The 14,226-nt window shown below is 40.7% G+C and carries 11 protein-coding genes; 8 read left to right on the top strand and 3 right to left on the bottom strand.

All coding sequences use genetic code 11. From position 1 onward, the window contains the following. Window position 1 precedes the first annotated feature (1 nt). The 3 genes from cobA to LEP1GSC190_RS16525 are packed head-to-tail and all read left to right on the top strand — an operon-like array spanning window position 2 to window position 3,158. Window positions 2-835, top strand: coding sequence for a uroporphyrinogen-III C-methyltransferase (gene cobA, locus LEP1GSC190_RS16535; RefSeq protein WP_002746131.1), 834 nt, complete (start codon window positions 2-4; stop codon window positions 833-835). After that, window positions 832-1,440 carry a precorrin-2 dehydrogenase/sirohydrochlorin ferrochelatase family protein gene (locus LEP1GSC190_RS16530; RefSeq protein ID WP_002746126.1) on the top strand — a complete coding sequence of 203 codons (609 nt, stop codon included), beginning with the start codon at window positions 832-834 and terminating at the stop codon, window positions 1,438-1,440. The genes cobA and LEP1GSC190_RS16530 overlap by 4 nt, the downstream gene beginning before the upstream one ends. Before the next feature lie 38 nt (window positions 1,441-1,478). Beyond that, window positions 1,479-3,158 (top strand): NADPH-dependent assimilatory sulfite reductase hemoprotein subunit, encoded by a 1,680-nt coding sequence (locus LEP1GSC190_RS16525; protein ID WP_002746122.1) that lies wholly within the window; start codon window positions 1,479-1,481, stop codon window positions 3,156-3,158. Between the two features lie 11 nt (window positions 3,159-3,169). Here LEP1GSC190_RS16525 and LEP1GSC190_RS16520 read toward each other — a convergent pair whose 3' ends face one another. Both LEP1GSC190_RS16520 and LEP1GSC190_RS16515 read right to left on the bottom strand, forming a co-directional pair. Further along, window positions 3,170-4,249 carry an NHL repeat-containing protein gene (locus LEP1GSC190_RS16520; RefSeq protein ID WP_002745977.1) on the bottom strand — a complete coding sequence of 360 codons (1,080 nt, stop codon included), beginning with the start codon at window positions 4,247-4,249 and terminating at the stop codon, window positions 3,170-3,172. Then, entirely contained in the window at window positions 4,242-5,162 is a 921-nt protein-coding gene (locus LEP1GSC190_RS16515) for a M23 family metallopeptidase (RefSeq protein WP_051019798.1), read from the bottom strand. Before LEP1GSC190_RS16515 ends, LEP1GSC190_RS16520 begins: the two co-directional genes overlap by 8 nt. 62 nt (window positions 5,163-5,224) lie before the next feature. Between LEP1GSC190_RS16515 and LEP1GSC190_RS16510 the strand changes: the two genes are divergently transcribed. The 5 genes from LEP1GSC190_RS16510 to LEP1GSC190_RS16490 all read left to right on the top strand — a co-directional run bounded on the left by LEP1GSC190_RS16510 (window position 5,225) and on the right by LEP1GSC190_RS16490 (window position 13,041). Next, entirely contained in the window at window positions 5,225-6,136 is a 912-nt protein-coding gene (locus LEP1GSC190_RS16510; RefSeq protein ID WP_002746159.1) for a CPBP family intramembrane glutamic endopeptidase, read from the top strand. Then, window positions 6,133-6,909 carry a hypothetical protein gene (locus LEP1GSC190_RS16505; protein WP_002746149.1) on the top strand — a complete coding sequence of 259 codons (777 nt, stop codon included), beginning with the start codon at window positions 6,133-6,135 and terminating at the stop codon, window positions 6,907-6,909. Before LEP1GSC190_RS16510 ends, LEP1GSC190_RS16505 begins: the two co-directional genes overlap by 4 nt. Before the next feature lie 141 nt (window positions 6,910-7,050). Further along, window positions 7,051-8,937 (top strand): chloride channel protein, encoded by a 1,887-nt coding sequence (locus LEP1GSC190_RS16500; RefSeq protein ID WP_002746050.1) that lies wholly within the window; start codon window positions 7,051-7,053, stop codon window positions 8,935-8,937. Window positions 8,938-9,230: 293 nt separating this feature from the next. After that, window positions 9,231-11,339 (top strand): DUF4139 domain-containing protein, encoded by a 2,109-nt coding sequence (locus LEP1GSC190_RS16495; RefSeq protein WP_002745992.1) that lies wholly within the window; start codon window positions 9,231-9,233, stop codon window positions 11,337-11,339. A 1-nt stretch (window position 11,340) separates the two neighbouring features. After that, on the top strand, window positions 11,341-13,041 hold the full coding sequence (locus LEP1GSC190_RS16490; protein WP_002746096.1) for a mucoidy inhibitor MuiA family protein: 1,701 nt from the start codon (window positions 11,341-11,343) through the stop codon (window positions 13,039-13,041). 3 nt (window positions 13,042-13,044) lie between these two features. On the opposite strand, the gene LEP1GSC190_RS16485 is transcribed toward LEP1GSC190_RS16490, so the two are convergent. Continuing rightward, the gene (locus LEP1GSC190_RS16485) at window positions 13,045-14,184 is read right to left on the bottom strand and encodes a vWA domain-containing protein (protein ID WP_002746135.1); all 1,140 of its coding nucleotides are present in this window, start codon (window positions 14,182-14,184) and stop codon (window positions 13,045-13,047) included. Window positions 14,185-14,226: the final 42 nt, after the last annotated feature.

Here is a 14,226-nt window from a genome sequence, read left to right as displayed (position 1 = left end):
CATGTTAAACGCGGACGCAAGAGAGGATTTTCAACTCGGCAAGGTTTATCTCGTCGGAGCCGGGCCGGGAAATCCGGAGGATCTTACTTTGCGCGCGTATCGAATTCTTACCAAGGCGCAAATTATCCTGTATGATGCACTTTTAGATCCTTCTTTCCTAGAAATTTTTCCAAAAAATGCAATTGTCCATTACGTGGGCAAACGTTCCGGAGCGCACTCGGCGACTCAAGAGGAGATCAACGAGCTTCTTCTTTTCTACGCTTTACAAGGGAAGAATGTGGTTCGTCTGAAAGGCGGAGATCCTTTTGTTTTTGGAAGAGGCGGCGAAGAACTCATCACATTGATCAATCATAATATAGAATACGAGATCGTTCCGGGAGTCAGTTCTTTGAATGCGGGTTCTTCCTTTGCGGGTTTTCCTCTGACTCACAGAGGTTTGTCTCGTCAGGTTTTGATCATGGACGGACATACCGTTCTGAACGAAGAAACCGATTGGACTTGGTTTGCGAAGTTTAAAGGAACAATCGCGCTTTTTATGGGAACTTCTTCCCTTTCTAAGATTGCTGGTTTACTTTTACAACACGGGAGTGATCCGGAGTTGCCCGTGGCTCTTGTGGAAAACGCTTCTTTAGAAAATTGTAATATTCAGACTTGTACTCTCAAGGATGCGGCGGATTCTTGTCTTGAAAAAAAAACCAAAGGTCCTGGAATCATTTATATCGGAAAAGTAGTTCGATTTCTGGAAAACAAAAGATCGACTTCAACTTTCTCTCAAGTTTTAGGAGGACCCCAGTTTCAACAGATTTTCTCCGAGCTTCAAGGAAGGAAAGAATGAGTCGAAAATACCCCGCTTTTTTAAATTTAGAAAATAAGAATATTCTGTTGATCGGTGGAGGGAAAGTGGCTCTTGAAAAGCTACCTCATCTCATCGATTCGGGTGCAAAAATCACCTTGATAACTTTGGAAGCTTGCAGGGAAGTAGCTCAAGTTTTAGAGAAACACCCGGAAATCAAAGTTGAATACAGATCGGTGGAATTTTCGGATCTTCAAGGGAAAACCCTTGTTTTTTCCGCGACTAACGATTCCGATTTAAACCGAAGACTCTGTGACTACGCTCATTCTTGGAAAATATGGATCAATTGTGCGGATGATCCATCCAACTGTGACTTCTATTCCGCCGCGGTTTTAGATCGAGGACTGGTTCGAGTCGCGATTTCCACGGAAGGGAATTTCGCCGGAATTTCTGGAGCCGTCAAAGTCGTTTTAGAAGAACTTATTCCGGATGAACACGAGGAAGAGTTTAAAGAACTCATACAATTGAGAAAAGAATTGAAATCAATTTTACCGAGTCCAGAAAGCAGAAAAAAGATTCTTAAAGAGTTGTTACAAAACCTCAAAGAGGGTTATTTTAAAGTTTCGACCGATTCAAAGAGAATATAACGAAATCATAAATCTGAAAAAGGAAAAAGATCTAAGCCATGTCAGAAACGAAAGAACTATCACCAGTCGAAGAAATTAAATTGAACTCAAAGAATCTGAGAGGAAAAATCGCGGAAGGTTTAGACCAAAACATTGATTCCTACGAGGAAGACGAGAAACAATTACTTAAATTCCACGGACTTTATCAGCAAAAAGATAGAGACCGCAAAAAAGACGAAAGCGGAAACGATATCGAAGCTCCTACCAGCTTTATGATTCGGGGGAGAATTCCCGGAGGAAGACTTACTTCCGAACAATACTTAGTTTGGGACGAACTGGGGGATAAATTCGGAGGTGGGGCAATTCGTTTAACAACGAGACAATCGGTTCAGCTTCATACATTAAGGATCTTTCATCTTCGCGACGTAATGAAAGCGATTCACGAAGTAAATCTCTCCAGTATGGGAGCCTGCGGAGACGTTGTGCGTAATGTGACTCAAGCGGTAAATCCTCTTGGAAAAAAAGAACTTCAGCTTCTAGACGGGGTTTCTCAGATTTTATCCGATCACTTTAAATACAAGACAAACGCTTACGCCGAGGTATGGTTAGGCGACAAACAACTCAACAAAGATGAGGAAGAGCCGATCTACGGAAAAACGTATCTTCCTAGAAAGTTTAAAATTGCAGTTACTCTTGCGGGAAACAATACGGTGGATATCTACGCAAACGATATGGGGTTTGCAGCGACTCTGGACGAAAACAGAATTGATGGTTATTTCGTGTTTGCCGGCGGAGGTTTTGGAATGACTCATAATAAACCGGAAACCTTTGCGCGCGCCGCAAGTCTTCTTGGATGGATTCCCGAAAGCGCATTGATCCCGGTAGCGGAAGCGATCGTAACCGCTCATAGAGATTTCGGAGATAGGACTAATCGGAAACACGCTCGTTTGAAATACGTTCTCGCAGAAAAGGGAGTGGATTGGTTTAGATCGGAAGTGGAATCCCGTTCCAATGTTAAGTTGGATACGGATAAATCCCTTCCAAGCTGGAAGACTCCTTCTTATTTGGGTTGGAACGAAAGAGAGGACGGAACCCTTTCTCTCGGGTTTCATACCCTTGCGGGAAGAATCAAGGATTTTCCCGGAAAACCTTTGAAATCCGCCCTGAGAGAAATCATCGGTGTTTACAAATTACACGTTCAGATTACGGCGGATCAGGATCTGATTCTCATCGGGATTCAAAAATCGGATCGCGAGAAGATCGAAAGAAAATTACAAGAATTGAATGTACCTTGGAAAAGCCCTTCTCCTCTTTATGATCGTGCACTTGCTTGTCCGGCGCTTCCTACTTGCGCGCTTGCGTTGACGGAATCGGAACGTTCTTTTCCCGAGGTTCTGAACGGAATTCAAAAAGTTTTGGATAAACTTGAGCTCAGTGATAGAGCTCCTGTGGTTCGTATGACAGGATGTCCGAACGGATGTGCAAGACCTTATTCTGCGGAAGTGGGAATCGTAGGGCAGCAAGCAGGAGGAAAATACTCATTGTTTTTCGGTGCGGATTCCGAAGGAACCAAGGTCGGCGAATATGTGGCTAAGAAAGTCGCTCTTGCGGATATCCCGGCTCAATTGGAAAAAGCTTTTGTACTCTGGAAAGAAGAAGGGGACTCCGATGAGAAATTCGGAGATTTCGTAAATAGATTCCCTCTCGAAAGATTCAGGGAGGTATTAGGGTCCATGTAAGGATCTTAATATTAGAAAAATTGAATTTCTTCGACTATTGGTTTCATTTTTGCGATTTTGCCAGTGGTCGAAGAAACGAGATAAATATTTCCCGCGTGTTTTAAAACTGCCGTAATTCCTGTGACAGAAGAACCCGAAAAGTCCTGATAATTAGCAATAATATCTCCAAAATCGTTTAACCCGAATATCAAACCTCTGGGTGTGCTTCTGGCAAAGAGAAAATTCGGTAGGCCCATTAGTAGATTTTTAATTTCAGGATACTCCTGGATCTTATCCAAAACCTCGTTTCTAAAATAAGGAATTCCAATCCAAAAAGAACCGGAGTTTCCAGTGATCAAAGCCGGAAGCCCCGGGATGTTCGTAAGAAAAAATTCTTCCACACCTTTTTTCTGGCCTGACAATGGAATGGAGGAAATCCTGTGACGAAACGGTTCCGATACGAGTAAAAATTGTTCGTTGGATGATAATGCGATCCCCGTGGGATAAAACAGACTTTCATTCAGAATTACTAATGAACTAAGATTTTTATCCGCCGTTAAAATCATTCCATTGGATTTGGAGGAAAGCTCTTCTAAAAATGATTCTTTGAAAGAATAAGATCGACTGGAAACAGTGAAATAAATTTTCCCGTTTTTAGTTACATCAATTCCATGCGGAAATCGCAGTGGGGAACCGTCTGGAAGTTTGGAAATCAGAATTCTTTGAGAGCCGTTTTTATTGATTTCTACAATTCCGACTTCTTCCACACAAACCAAAAGATTTCCATTTGAATCGAAAACCATTCCTAAAGGTCTTCCCTCAAGAATCGCAAATGTTTCTACCTTTTCATTAGTACGGATTCGTAAAATTTTGTGATCTGCGGTCCCGGTATAAACAAAACCGGAAGTATCAATTGCAATTCCGTAAGGCTGGTTTAGAGTTTCTTTATGAATCCATTCCGATTCTAAAAGGAAATTATTTTTTCCAGGATCAAAGGGAGAATCGGAAATATATTCGTCCGTATTTTTATTCGAACGTAGAAATAAAAAACCCAAGAAGAATAGGGAAAGAAAGACCAACACTGAAAAAAAGTGAAGAATTTTTTTAAACATGATCTCTAAAGACGGGTCTTTGTCTTTGATTGAATCTTCTGACTTCAAAGTGCAAATGATTTCCCGTCGCTCTTCCGGTTTGACCTACTTCTCCTATCTTTTGACCTTTACTGACTTTTTCGCCGGGACGTACAGAAATAGAACTCAGATGTCCGTATAAGGTTTCGTATCCGAGCTTGTGACTTAGAACGATCAAATTTCCGTATCCTCCCTTTTTATCGGAAAAGTGAACCTCTCCGTCTGCGGAAGCATAAACTGGAGTTCCTTCTTCGGCAGCGATGTCCAACCCGCCGTGAAAGGTTTCCTTTCTGGTAAATGGATCTTTTCTTTTTCCAAAACGGGAGGATACGATTCCCGCCTCACCTAAAGGACGATTAAAAGCCATTCCGTAAAAGAAAGATCTTTCTTCTTTCGGAAGTCCTTTTCCGGGGATAAACCAAAGTCCTTTATTCTCGTCGAAAAAGATAAACTTTCGCACGAGGTTGTATTTCTTAGAAAGTTTTTTTTGAATCGAAGACGAATTCTCCTTTTCCTCCAAATCGTAGATTCCCCGCATGTTGGGAATTAAAAGTTCCATCCCTGGATAGATATCGTAGGGGGATGAAAGGCTATTGACCGACGAGATCGTATCGATATCCATTCCGGTTCGAGCCATGATTTTGAAGAAGTTGTCTTCTTTCTTTACGATATATCGATAAAATTCAAGGGAAGTAAGTTCCGACTTTTCCAGATTGGAAACGGATACCTTTAGGTTGTTTTTGACGTCCTCTCTGAGCCTTTTTATCGATTGATTGTTGTAATCTAAGTTTTTCAGGAGTTCCAGTTTTTGGCGGGAATCGACCGGACTTTTAAAAAAAACAAAGGCTAAAAGCATGGTAGCGAATCCGATTGGATACTTGAAAGAACGTTTCATGGTCTTATACGTGTAGAATCGGCTGATTCTAAAAAAACAATGACGCAAAAAAAGAGACAGAAATGCTTGTAACCAAGACTCCCGATCCAATGGAATCCTTAGAAAATATCGGCAATCCACAAAAGAAACCGTTCGAACCGGTTTTGATCGCGTTTCAACAATTTCTCGTTCTGATTCTTGGAACGTATGTTCTTCTACCTTTAATTGCCACTTCGGTTGTTCTTACTGTTTTGATTTCCAAAGAACTTCCCAGTGATTTTCCGTATTTGGACGGTAATACGAGAGCGGAGATTTATAAACAGACGACTGAAAAATTTCAGAAAGAAATCCAATCTAATAATAAGCAGATTTATCAGCGTTATATTGAAGTGATGGTAAAAGAAAAACCCTGGCTTTTGATTGTGGATCGATTCATCTGGGCACTTTGTTTTATTCTTCCCGCTTATTTTATTTTGGCTCGATTTTTTAAGGCGGAATACGCAGATCTCAGCGATTCTTTCGATCTTAAGACGATGTTCACCGGCGCAGGGCTTGGAGCCTTGGTTTTTCTATTTGTGATCGTCTTCGGTTTTTTTCTAACCAAGATTTTCGGTAAACAAACTCCGAATGAATTTCAAGAAGCACTTTTCAAGGAAATGAAAGGAAACCGGTCTTTGTTACTCTGGTCTCTTTATAGCGTCGGTTTGATCACCGGAATTGTGGAGGAAGTTTTCTTTCGGGGATTTTGTCTGAAACAATTCCAAGGAAGAGGATTGGAAATACCCGGCCTTCTTTTTACATCTGTTGTTTTTGGCTTGGTGCATTACGGTGAGCAGTCTTCCATTAGCGTTCCGATTCTACTCAGTTTTGTGGGAATGTTTTTCGGGCTTTTTTATCTGAGAACGGGAAATATCTGGTATTCCATCTCGGCACACGTTAGTTACAACTCCATTATGTTATTGATCGCTTATATCAAAGGAGGGGAACTTCAGTGAATCGGCATCACAGGCTCCTTCTTATTTTGATTCCTTTTTTCCTAACGTTTCGTTCTATTTTCGCGTCAGAAGTGATGGAACTCGAAGGAAATATTGAAGAAAACAATATGAAAATTTCAGCCGCGTTGAACAAACTTGCGGAAGGTTCTGTAAAGTTCAGTAAAAAGACAAGGGGATTCAAATATCATTATACGAATCCTTGGTATTCTAAATATTCGTTCGATATCTATTTGGGAGAATTCGCAAAACGCGATAACGTGAGCATCATGAGAATCGAAGCTCCGAAATATGGAATGGAAAAAGCGTTTCGAGACTATTTTAAAGAAGAATTGCAGAAGAAAGACGCAACTGGAATTGGCTCGACTTCTGGAACCATGCCTGATGAAAGGATCGAAAGGTTGGAGAAGAAATCCCATTTTGTATCTCAAGGATTGAATTTGATCTCCCCTGCGTTATCCGTTTTTTACAATTCTCGAAAATCTCCGATTTATACTCCAGGAGATACGTTGACAAGGGTTTCTTTTTATATTCTTACGGATTTGTTAATCGGAGGACTCGCCTATTATTTTGCGATGAACAACAATCATAAAAAGAGTATGATGGACAATCTTCTTAATAAAGAAGGTCCTAGCGGAAACGTTTTTGAATCCAAATACGGCGGTGTAGTAATCGCCGCTTTTGTGATTCCAAGATTGTATAGGATGACGGGTTCGGTGGAAGATACCACGACTCATAATCGTTTGTTCGAATTGTCTTATACTTTTAAATATTAGAACTCATTCGAAAATGGCCTATAAAATCTTGAAATGACATTTCCAGACAAATTAGGATTTTGAAGTGTTTTAGAAATTTAAAGTGTCGATCCTGAAAATAAGATCACACTTTAAATTTCTCTGAGAATGACCCACGCAGCTATGAAGATGGAAAAAGTAAAACAACCCATTTTTCGAATCAGCGGCAGAAGATCCTTATACTTTTATTGTATTCTTACTGGAATCGTTTCCGGATTGGGAGCCTTTTTATTTTCAAGAATTCTTGCCGTATGTGAATACTTATTTTTGGATCGTGCGGCAGGCCTTTCGCTTCCACATGCTTCCGGAGAATTTCTCATCGATTCTAGCGACACCTTACATTGGGGAATTCCTTTTTCGGATGAATATAGACCTTGGGTCGTATTTTTTCTTCCAATCATTGGAGGATTATTTACGGGTTGGATCGTAAACCGTTTTTCACCCGAATCGGGGGGGACGGGTTCGGATGCGATGATCGATTCCTTTCACAATCAGGAAGGAAGAATGAATCCCGTTGTTTCGCTCGTCAAGTCCATCGCGACGATCTTTACACTAGCAAGTGGAGGGAGCGGCGGAAAAGAAGGTCCGATCTCACAAATCGGAGCGGGTTTCGGATCCTTACTTGCTACTCTTTTGAAAGCCGGAGCGAGAGCCAGGCGAACACTTTTACTTGCCGGGACGGCAGGAGGTTTAGGCGCGATCTTTCACGCTCCGTTGGGGGGTGCATTAACGTCGGTGGAAATGATCTATCGGGAAGATATTGAAAGTGATTCTTTGATTCCCTGTATTATTTCTTCGGTTTCTGCTTACTTAGTGTATTCCGGTCTGAACGGTTTTAATACGGTCTACCGAGTTACCGACACTGAGTTTTTGAGATATACCGATCTGATTTTTTATTTAGGTCTGGGAGTTCTTTGTTTCTTGTGCGGGGATATATTCATTCGTATTTTCAGAAAGGTACAGAACTTCTCTGCGCGTCTTGAGATTTCTCCGATCTTGAAACCTGCGTTAGGCGGAATTTTTGTGGGAACCGTTGGACTTTTTTTACCGGAGACGATCGGAACCGGAGCAGGAATACTTCAAGTCGCATTGGACGGAAAAGATCCCGTCGGAACATTGGGAATCTTTTCATCGATGTCCCAAAGTACAGGACTTTGGTTGATTGTGTTGTTTTTTATCTTAGCGGGAATGAAAATTCTTACCACTTCGTTTACCATTGGGACCGGAGGTTCGGCGGGAATGTTCGGACCTTCTCTTTTTATCGGAGGAATGTTAGGTGGAGGAGTTGGAACTTTTGCAAAGGTTTTTGTTTATCCCGATCTTTCCGTTACTTCGTTTATCCTGGTAGGAATGGGCGCCTTTTACGCGGGTGTTGCAAGTGCTCCAATTGCGGGGATGATTATGATCTGTGAAATGATTGGGAGTTACATGTTGCTTCCCCCTTTGATGGTAGTTTCGATTTTAACCTTTGTGTTGAGTCACAGATTGAGTTTGTATCGTGCACAGAAAGAAACAAGATTTCAATCTCCTGCACATTTTTGGGATATGAACCGGGACCTTCTGGAAGAGATTCAAGTCAAAACTTGCAAAGATCGGTTGCGAACGATTGCAGTAACTCGGGATCATTTTTTGCTTTCTGAACTTGAGGAAGAGGCTTTAAAAATTCAAGCGAGCGACTATGTGGTTCTCAATAGGGAAAATCGATATCTGGGAATTTTATCTCTTCGAAAAGTAAGACATACTCTCGAATCCAGAGACGTCATCAGCAACTTAATTACCGTTGGAGATGTTACGGACGTTTCGGCTCCGTTTGGAAAACCGGAAGATTCCCTAGCCACTCTTTTAAAGATCTTGATCGATCGGGATCTGGATAAAATTGCAATCGTCGAGAAAAATCAATTTATCGGATATCTTCGTTTTGCAGATCTCATGAAAATATATTTCGAAAATACGTTTCCTAAAAGTACGAAATCATGGGATTTAGCTCCGAAAAGTAAGATATACCTTTAGGATTGTACTAGTTCGATTTAACGTTTCTTGAACTTTTGCGTATCCGTTCATAAAGTAATCCGAGTTTTTTAGAAAGAACTCCAATACAACATATAATTATAATAAAAACTTAAAAATATCATTTGCCTGTAATGTAAAAAATCCGAATTATTTTGCAGCAGTGGGGGATTTGAGTTTCGATAATCTTATTCTGCTAAAACCACCTAACCGTTCGGGAAAAGGGTTGACCCAATTCGAAATCGATGTTTCTTTTTCGTGAATAAGAAATCTGGCTTTCTGGAAATTTAAATCGTATGCGACAATCTATTCTACCGTTGCGAATTGGAAAAAAATTATTTCTAAATCCGATCCTGATTTTTTTAATCTTAACTGCTTCTCCTGCAAAAAGCCAAGACGAGCCGGAAGTCAAAGATCAAAACACGAACGGCGAACGAATTTCAGCCGCGGCCGAAAAAACGGATCCTTCCCGAATTCAATCCGTAGTTTTGTATTCCAGTTTTGCATATGTTACAAGAAATCTTAGAACTAAAATAAAAGCCGGAAGTTCGGAAATTTATCTTGGAGAAATCCCAGACCGAGTTTCGGAAAGAACGATTTCGGTTCGTTTTCCGGATTCTTCCAAGAAAATTAAAATTCGTGGAATCCGAGGTAGGATCCGAGTAGAAAGAAAGGCGAGAACAAAGGAGATCGCTTCTCTTTTAAAAAGGCAGGAGATACTCAATGATCGGATAGAATTTTTGAGTTCGGAAATCCAGGAGTTGATCGAAGAAGAAAAGACGATCGTAAAAATCTCTCCAGTGATCAAAAAGGATCCCGCTCCTCAAGAGGAAATTGCCGATCCAGAATTCCTATCCGGATTTCAAAAACAATATCAAGAACATCTCAATCAGTTATCTTTGCTCCGTCGGAAGAAACTGGAAACCTTAGATCAGATCCGAGAAGAAAGTTTGGTTGTAGATGCTAGTTTGGATCATCTCGGTCGATTGGAAGCGAAACAAAAAAAAGAAATCTATCTTGAGGTCGAAACATCGGAAGATACGGAAACTTCAATCGAATATAAATACTTGATTTCTGGCGCAAGTTGGTTTCCGAGATATTCCCTTCAACTTACGGAAGAATCCAAAAGCGGTTACTTGAGTTGGTTTGCCCTCGTTCGAAACGATACGGGTGAAGATTGGGAAAAGGTGAAACTTTTTTTTACGGCTTCCAATCCGGATTTGGACATAGATCTTCCGATCGTAAAAGAATGGAGAATTCAAACACAAGCTTCGATAGAGGATTCCAAACAAGTTTACAAAGAGGATGTTGAAAGTTATCCCGTTCAACATGTTTCTCCTTCTTCTGGTGGAGCCGATCATGAAAAGTTAAAAGAAGCGGAAGTTTCAAGAAAAAAGAGCAAACGTACGGCTTCCAAATCTGAAATTAACATTCACGACAACATTTCCGGTAAATCCGCTGCGGCTCCTATGGAACAATCCCGTCAGATCATTCAGGAAAATTATTCCAATCGAGCAAATTCTCTCCGCACGGAAGATAATCTCAATCAGCTTAAGACGGATTTAGCGAACCAGCAGGATAGCTTTAACGGCGGTCAATACGACCAGGCGAACTATTACGGACAAGAAGCTCTTAAAAAGTTCTCGAAACTTTCGGATTTTTCCCGTAAGGAGTTGAATTCGATCGAAACATATACGGAAGAATTAATTCGCAAGGGAAGTTTAATTCTTTCTTCCCAAAAAGTTCCGGGCGGTTTGATTCCCCCTTCATCTCCGGAAGGATTTGATTACCAATATGTTTCCGGAATTTTGGAAACAATCCCGTCCGATAGATCTTTCAATAAGGTTTTTTTAAAGAAGAAATCTCTCTCACTGACTCCAGGTTATTTTGCCTCGCCTCTTGCTGGCCCAGGGGCTTATCTTACCGTGGAAGCGTCTAATTCGGAAGGAGAACCTTTACTTGCAGGGCCGATGGAAGTTTTTTCCGGAAATACTCTCTTGGGGAACACTGTTCTCAATACGAGTAAGCCGGGGGAAACGATTCGAATGGAACTAGGTCAGGATCGGGATATTCTTGTGAACCGAAGAGAAACTTCCTTTGAACAAAAGGAAGGAGTAATTTCCTCCCGAACAAAAATCAAATACAAGATAAGTATCGAAATCAAAAATCGTAAAAAAAGAAACGCGATTCTTACACTCATTGATCGTGTTCCGTACACAGTTGATGACAGTGTGGAAATTAAATTCGAATTCGGGAAAGATCTTCCTTCTAAAAACGAAGAAGGAATTTTGACTTACAAGATGGAACTACCTCCTGGAGGAAAGAAAATTATAGAATTTGAATATTCTGTGAGCCATCCGGCCGAGAATCGACTGATCCGGACCCCGGGCTCTGGAGGATACTGAGATGGGTAATTTAAAATACGGAATTCTGTTTTACAAAACACTCCGATTTGGAGTTGAAATTTTCGATTTTAGATTGCGATCGTTTTCTTTGTTTTTCTGTTTCTCCGTTTTTTTGATCTTCCCTTTGAATGCAAAAGAAGTGGAATTGAAAGTGCAAGACGTAACTTTATACGAATCTTCCGCAGGAGTTTTAAGAAGTGGTAAAATCAATTTGGAGCCAGGAATCAACGAACTTATGATTCGAAACTTACCAGTCGCGCTCCAAGACGAATCCTTGGTTGCATCAGTGGAAACAGCGGGAGCTTCCGTAGTAGGTTCTAGTACCTGGATTGAAACGGGGGCTATTATTCACAACGAAGAAGCTTTGGAGCTACAAAAAAAGATCCGCGTTTTGGAAAAAGAAATAGAAGATTACGAAAGTAGAAATTCCAACCTCAGGAATTTGAGAAAGATTCTTATAGATACGAGATTGAAATTGACCGAGATGATTTCCAAAAATCTGTTCTACAAAAAGAACGAGGTCGATTCCAAAAAGTGGTTTCAAACTCTTTCCGAAAATCGACAAGCTATTCAGGTTGTGTTGAGTTCTGATCGGGAAGTCAGTCGTGCCATCAAGGACCTTCGAAAAAAACTTTCCGAACTGCAAGACAAGTTGAGTGTGATTCTTTCCTTATCTGAAAAATCCTCCAGAATTACGAAAATTTTCGTGAGCTTTACCGAAACCGAAAAAAAAGAAGTAAGATTAAACCTAACGTACCGAACAGGAGGGGTTTCTTGGAAACCTTTCTATTCGGTTCGTATGGACGGAAGAGAAAAAATCGAGTTTGAATATCTCGCGGAGATCAATCAGGAGAGTGGGGAGGATTGGAATAATATTAATCTTTTATTATCTACTTCCAGCCCCGACGTAAGTGGAAGGAGACCACGTCTTTCCAGTCAAAGGTTATACGATCAAAAAAAGAAAACGAATAAGGATGGGCTTGTCACTTTTCAAAGCCAAAGTATTGCAGGAGAATCGAATACCGTATCGGAAGTGGAATCTCCCGAAGCCGGAATTGATCCCACAACCGGAAGTAGCGAAGAATCAGGAAGCGGGTTTCTATTTCGTTATTCAAAGCCGATTACCCTTCTTTCTCGAAAAGAATCCAAAAAGTTGTCCTTGGTATCTTTCACGACGGACGCCACATTTACGGCTTTATATGTTCCCGCCTTAAAACATTATCCGCTCATTAAAGGGAGCTTTAAAAACATTTCCGGGTTTCCCATTATTCCGGGAGAGACAGCGGTATTTCGTCAAGCGGGGATGGTGGGAAAGTCCGGCTTCGGTTATATCAGTCCCGGAGAAAAGGCAGAAATATCCTTCGGTTCTGAAAACGAAGTTCGAGCGATTTACAGAAAGGAATCTAATCAAACCAAAGAAGGAATTCTTTCAGGAACGAAGGTCGTTGAAAAGTCGATTCGAGTGGAGCTTGAAAATTTCGGAAAGGAATCCAGAACGATTTCCTTTCAAGAATCGATTCCAGTTTCTGGAGTGGAAAACGTAAAGGTTTCCATCGACTCTGTTACAACTTCGGGTTATGTAGAAGTAAGAAAAGATTCTGGAATTCTCGAATGGAAACTGGATTTGAGGCCGAATCAAAAACAAGAGATCAAACTCAAATATAAGGTCAGCTTTCCCGCCGAATTCGATCTAAACTTGTGACGTCTAATGAAATTCCTCTTCATTCGAAATTCCAAGGGGGGAAGGTATTCCGGCCATGTCCCAAAGTTCTAAAACTCCGATTAAAGAAGTTCGTTTTGGAATTTCAATCGTAATCGTTCCTTTACTTTCAGAAACATCAAAGCAGGAGCTTTCACTGAAAATTAGATTTTCGGGAGACGAAATTCTTTTCGGGCCTAAACTTTGACGGGAAGAATTTGCTTTCTGTTTTAAATTAAACACAACGCAATTTTTAGGATTGTTCCTAGCTTTAAAGCCGAAATCGATCGTGTAGGTAGTTTTAGAATCGGATTCTTGGTCTTTACGAATTTTTTCAAACCAAACCATTAAATCACCGTTAGGTTCTCGGAGCGAATCCTTACGGTTTTTTTCGATAACCGTAGCGGTTTGATTTTTAAGGGAATCGAGAGCCGTATAAAAAGAAGAATCGTCTTCGATTCCGAAATATTTGCCGTTACCTTCTTCCGCGAGAATTTTCATCTTTCGTTCTTCGTCGGGCTTCAAACCTAAGCCGAGGATATGAAATTTAAAATAAATGCCTTGTTGTTTTAATGTTTGGAGTTCTTTTTTGGGATCACCGTAACAACCTTCCACTCCGTCCGTGATTAAGATGATTTCGGTTTCTTTTTTTCTTTGCGAAATCAAGTTTCCCGCGATTCGAATCGACTCTGCGAGGGGAGTTGCACCCGAAGGCGTTAAACTAAAAAGACGATTTTTGAATGTGTCATGATTTTCCCTTTGTAAAGGTTCATATAAACGGGAGGAAGAACAACCCGGAACCCGATTACCGTAAGCTATAAATCCTATTTCCGTTTCTGTAGGAAGAGTAGAAATAAAGCGACTAACGTGTTTTTTTGCTAAATGAATTTTTTGATAAATCCCCAGGTATTCGTTCATCGATCCGGAAGCATCTACGATAAACAATTTAGACCGTTCGTGGTTTTCGGAAGCAACGTAGGTTCCCGTTAATAAAAAAGAAAGAACGATCCCCGTAAAATTTACAATCTTTCGTAAATATACACGATGTCCGAATTTTCGGTTCGTAAATCTAACGTATAAAATACCTTGAACATTAAAACGAGTTTCAAGAAATAAATCGAAAACGCGCTTTGAAAAAAATCGCATGTTAAGGATTCTATCGGACTTTCTCCGAAAAGCTATAATAGG

This window comes from Leptospira mayottensis 200901116 (assembly GCF_000306675.2).
Classification (GTDB): Bacteria; Spirochaetota; Leptospiria; order Leptospirales; family Leptospiraceae; genus Leptospira; species Leptospira mayottensis.
Note: the sequence above shows the minus strand (reverse complement) of the source record. Positions and strands in the feature narration are given on the sequence as shown.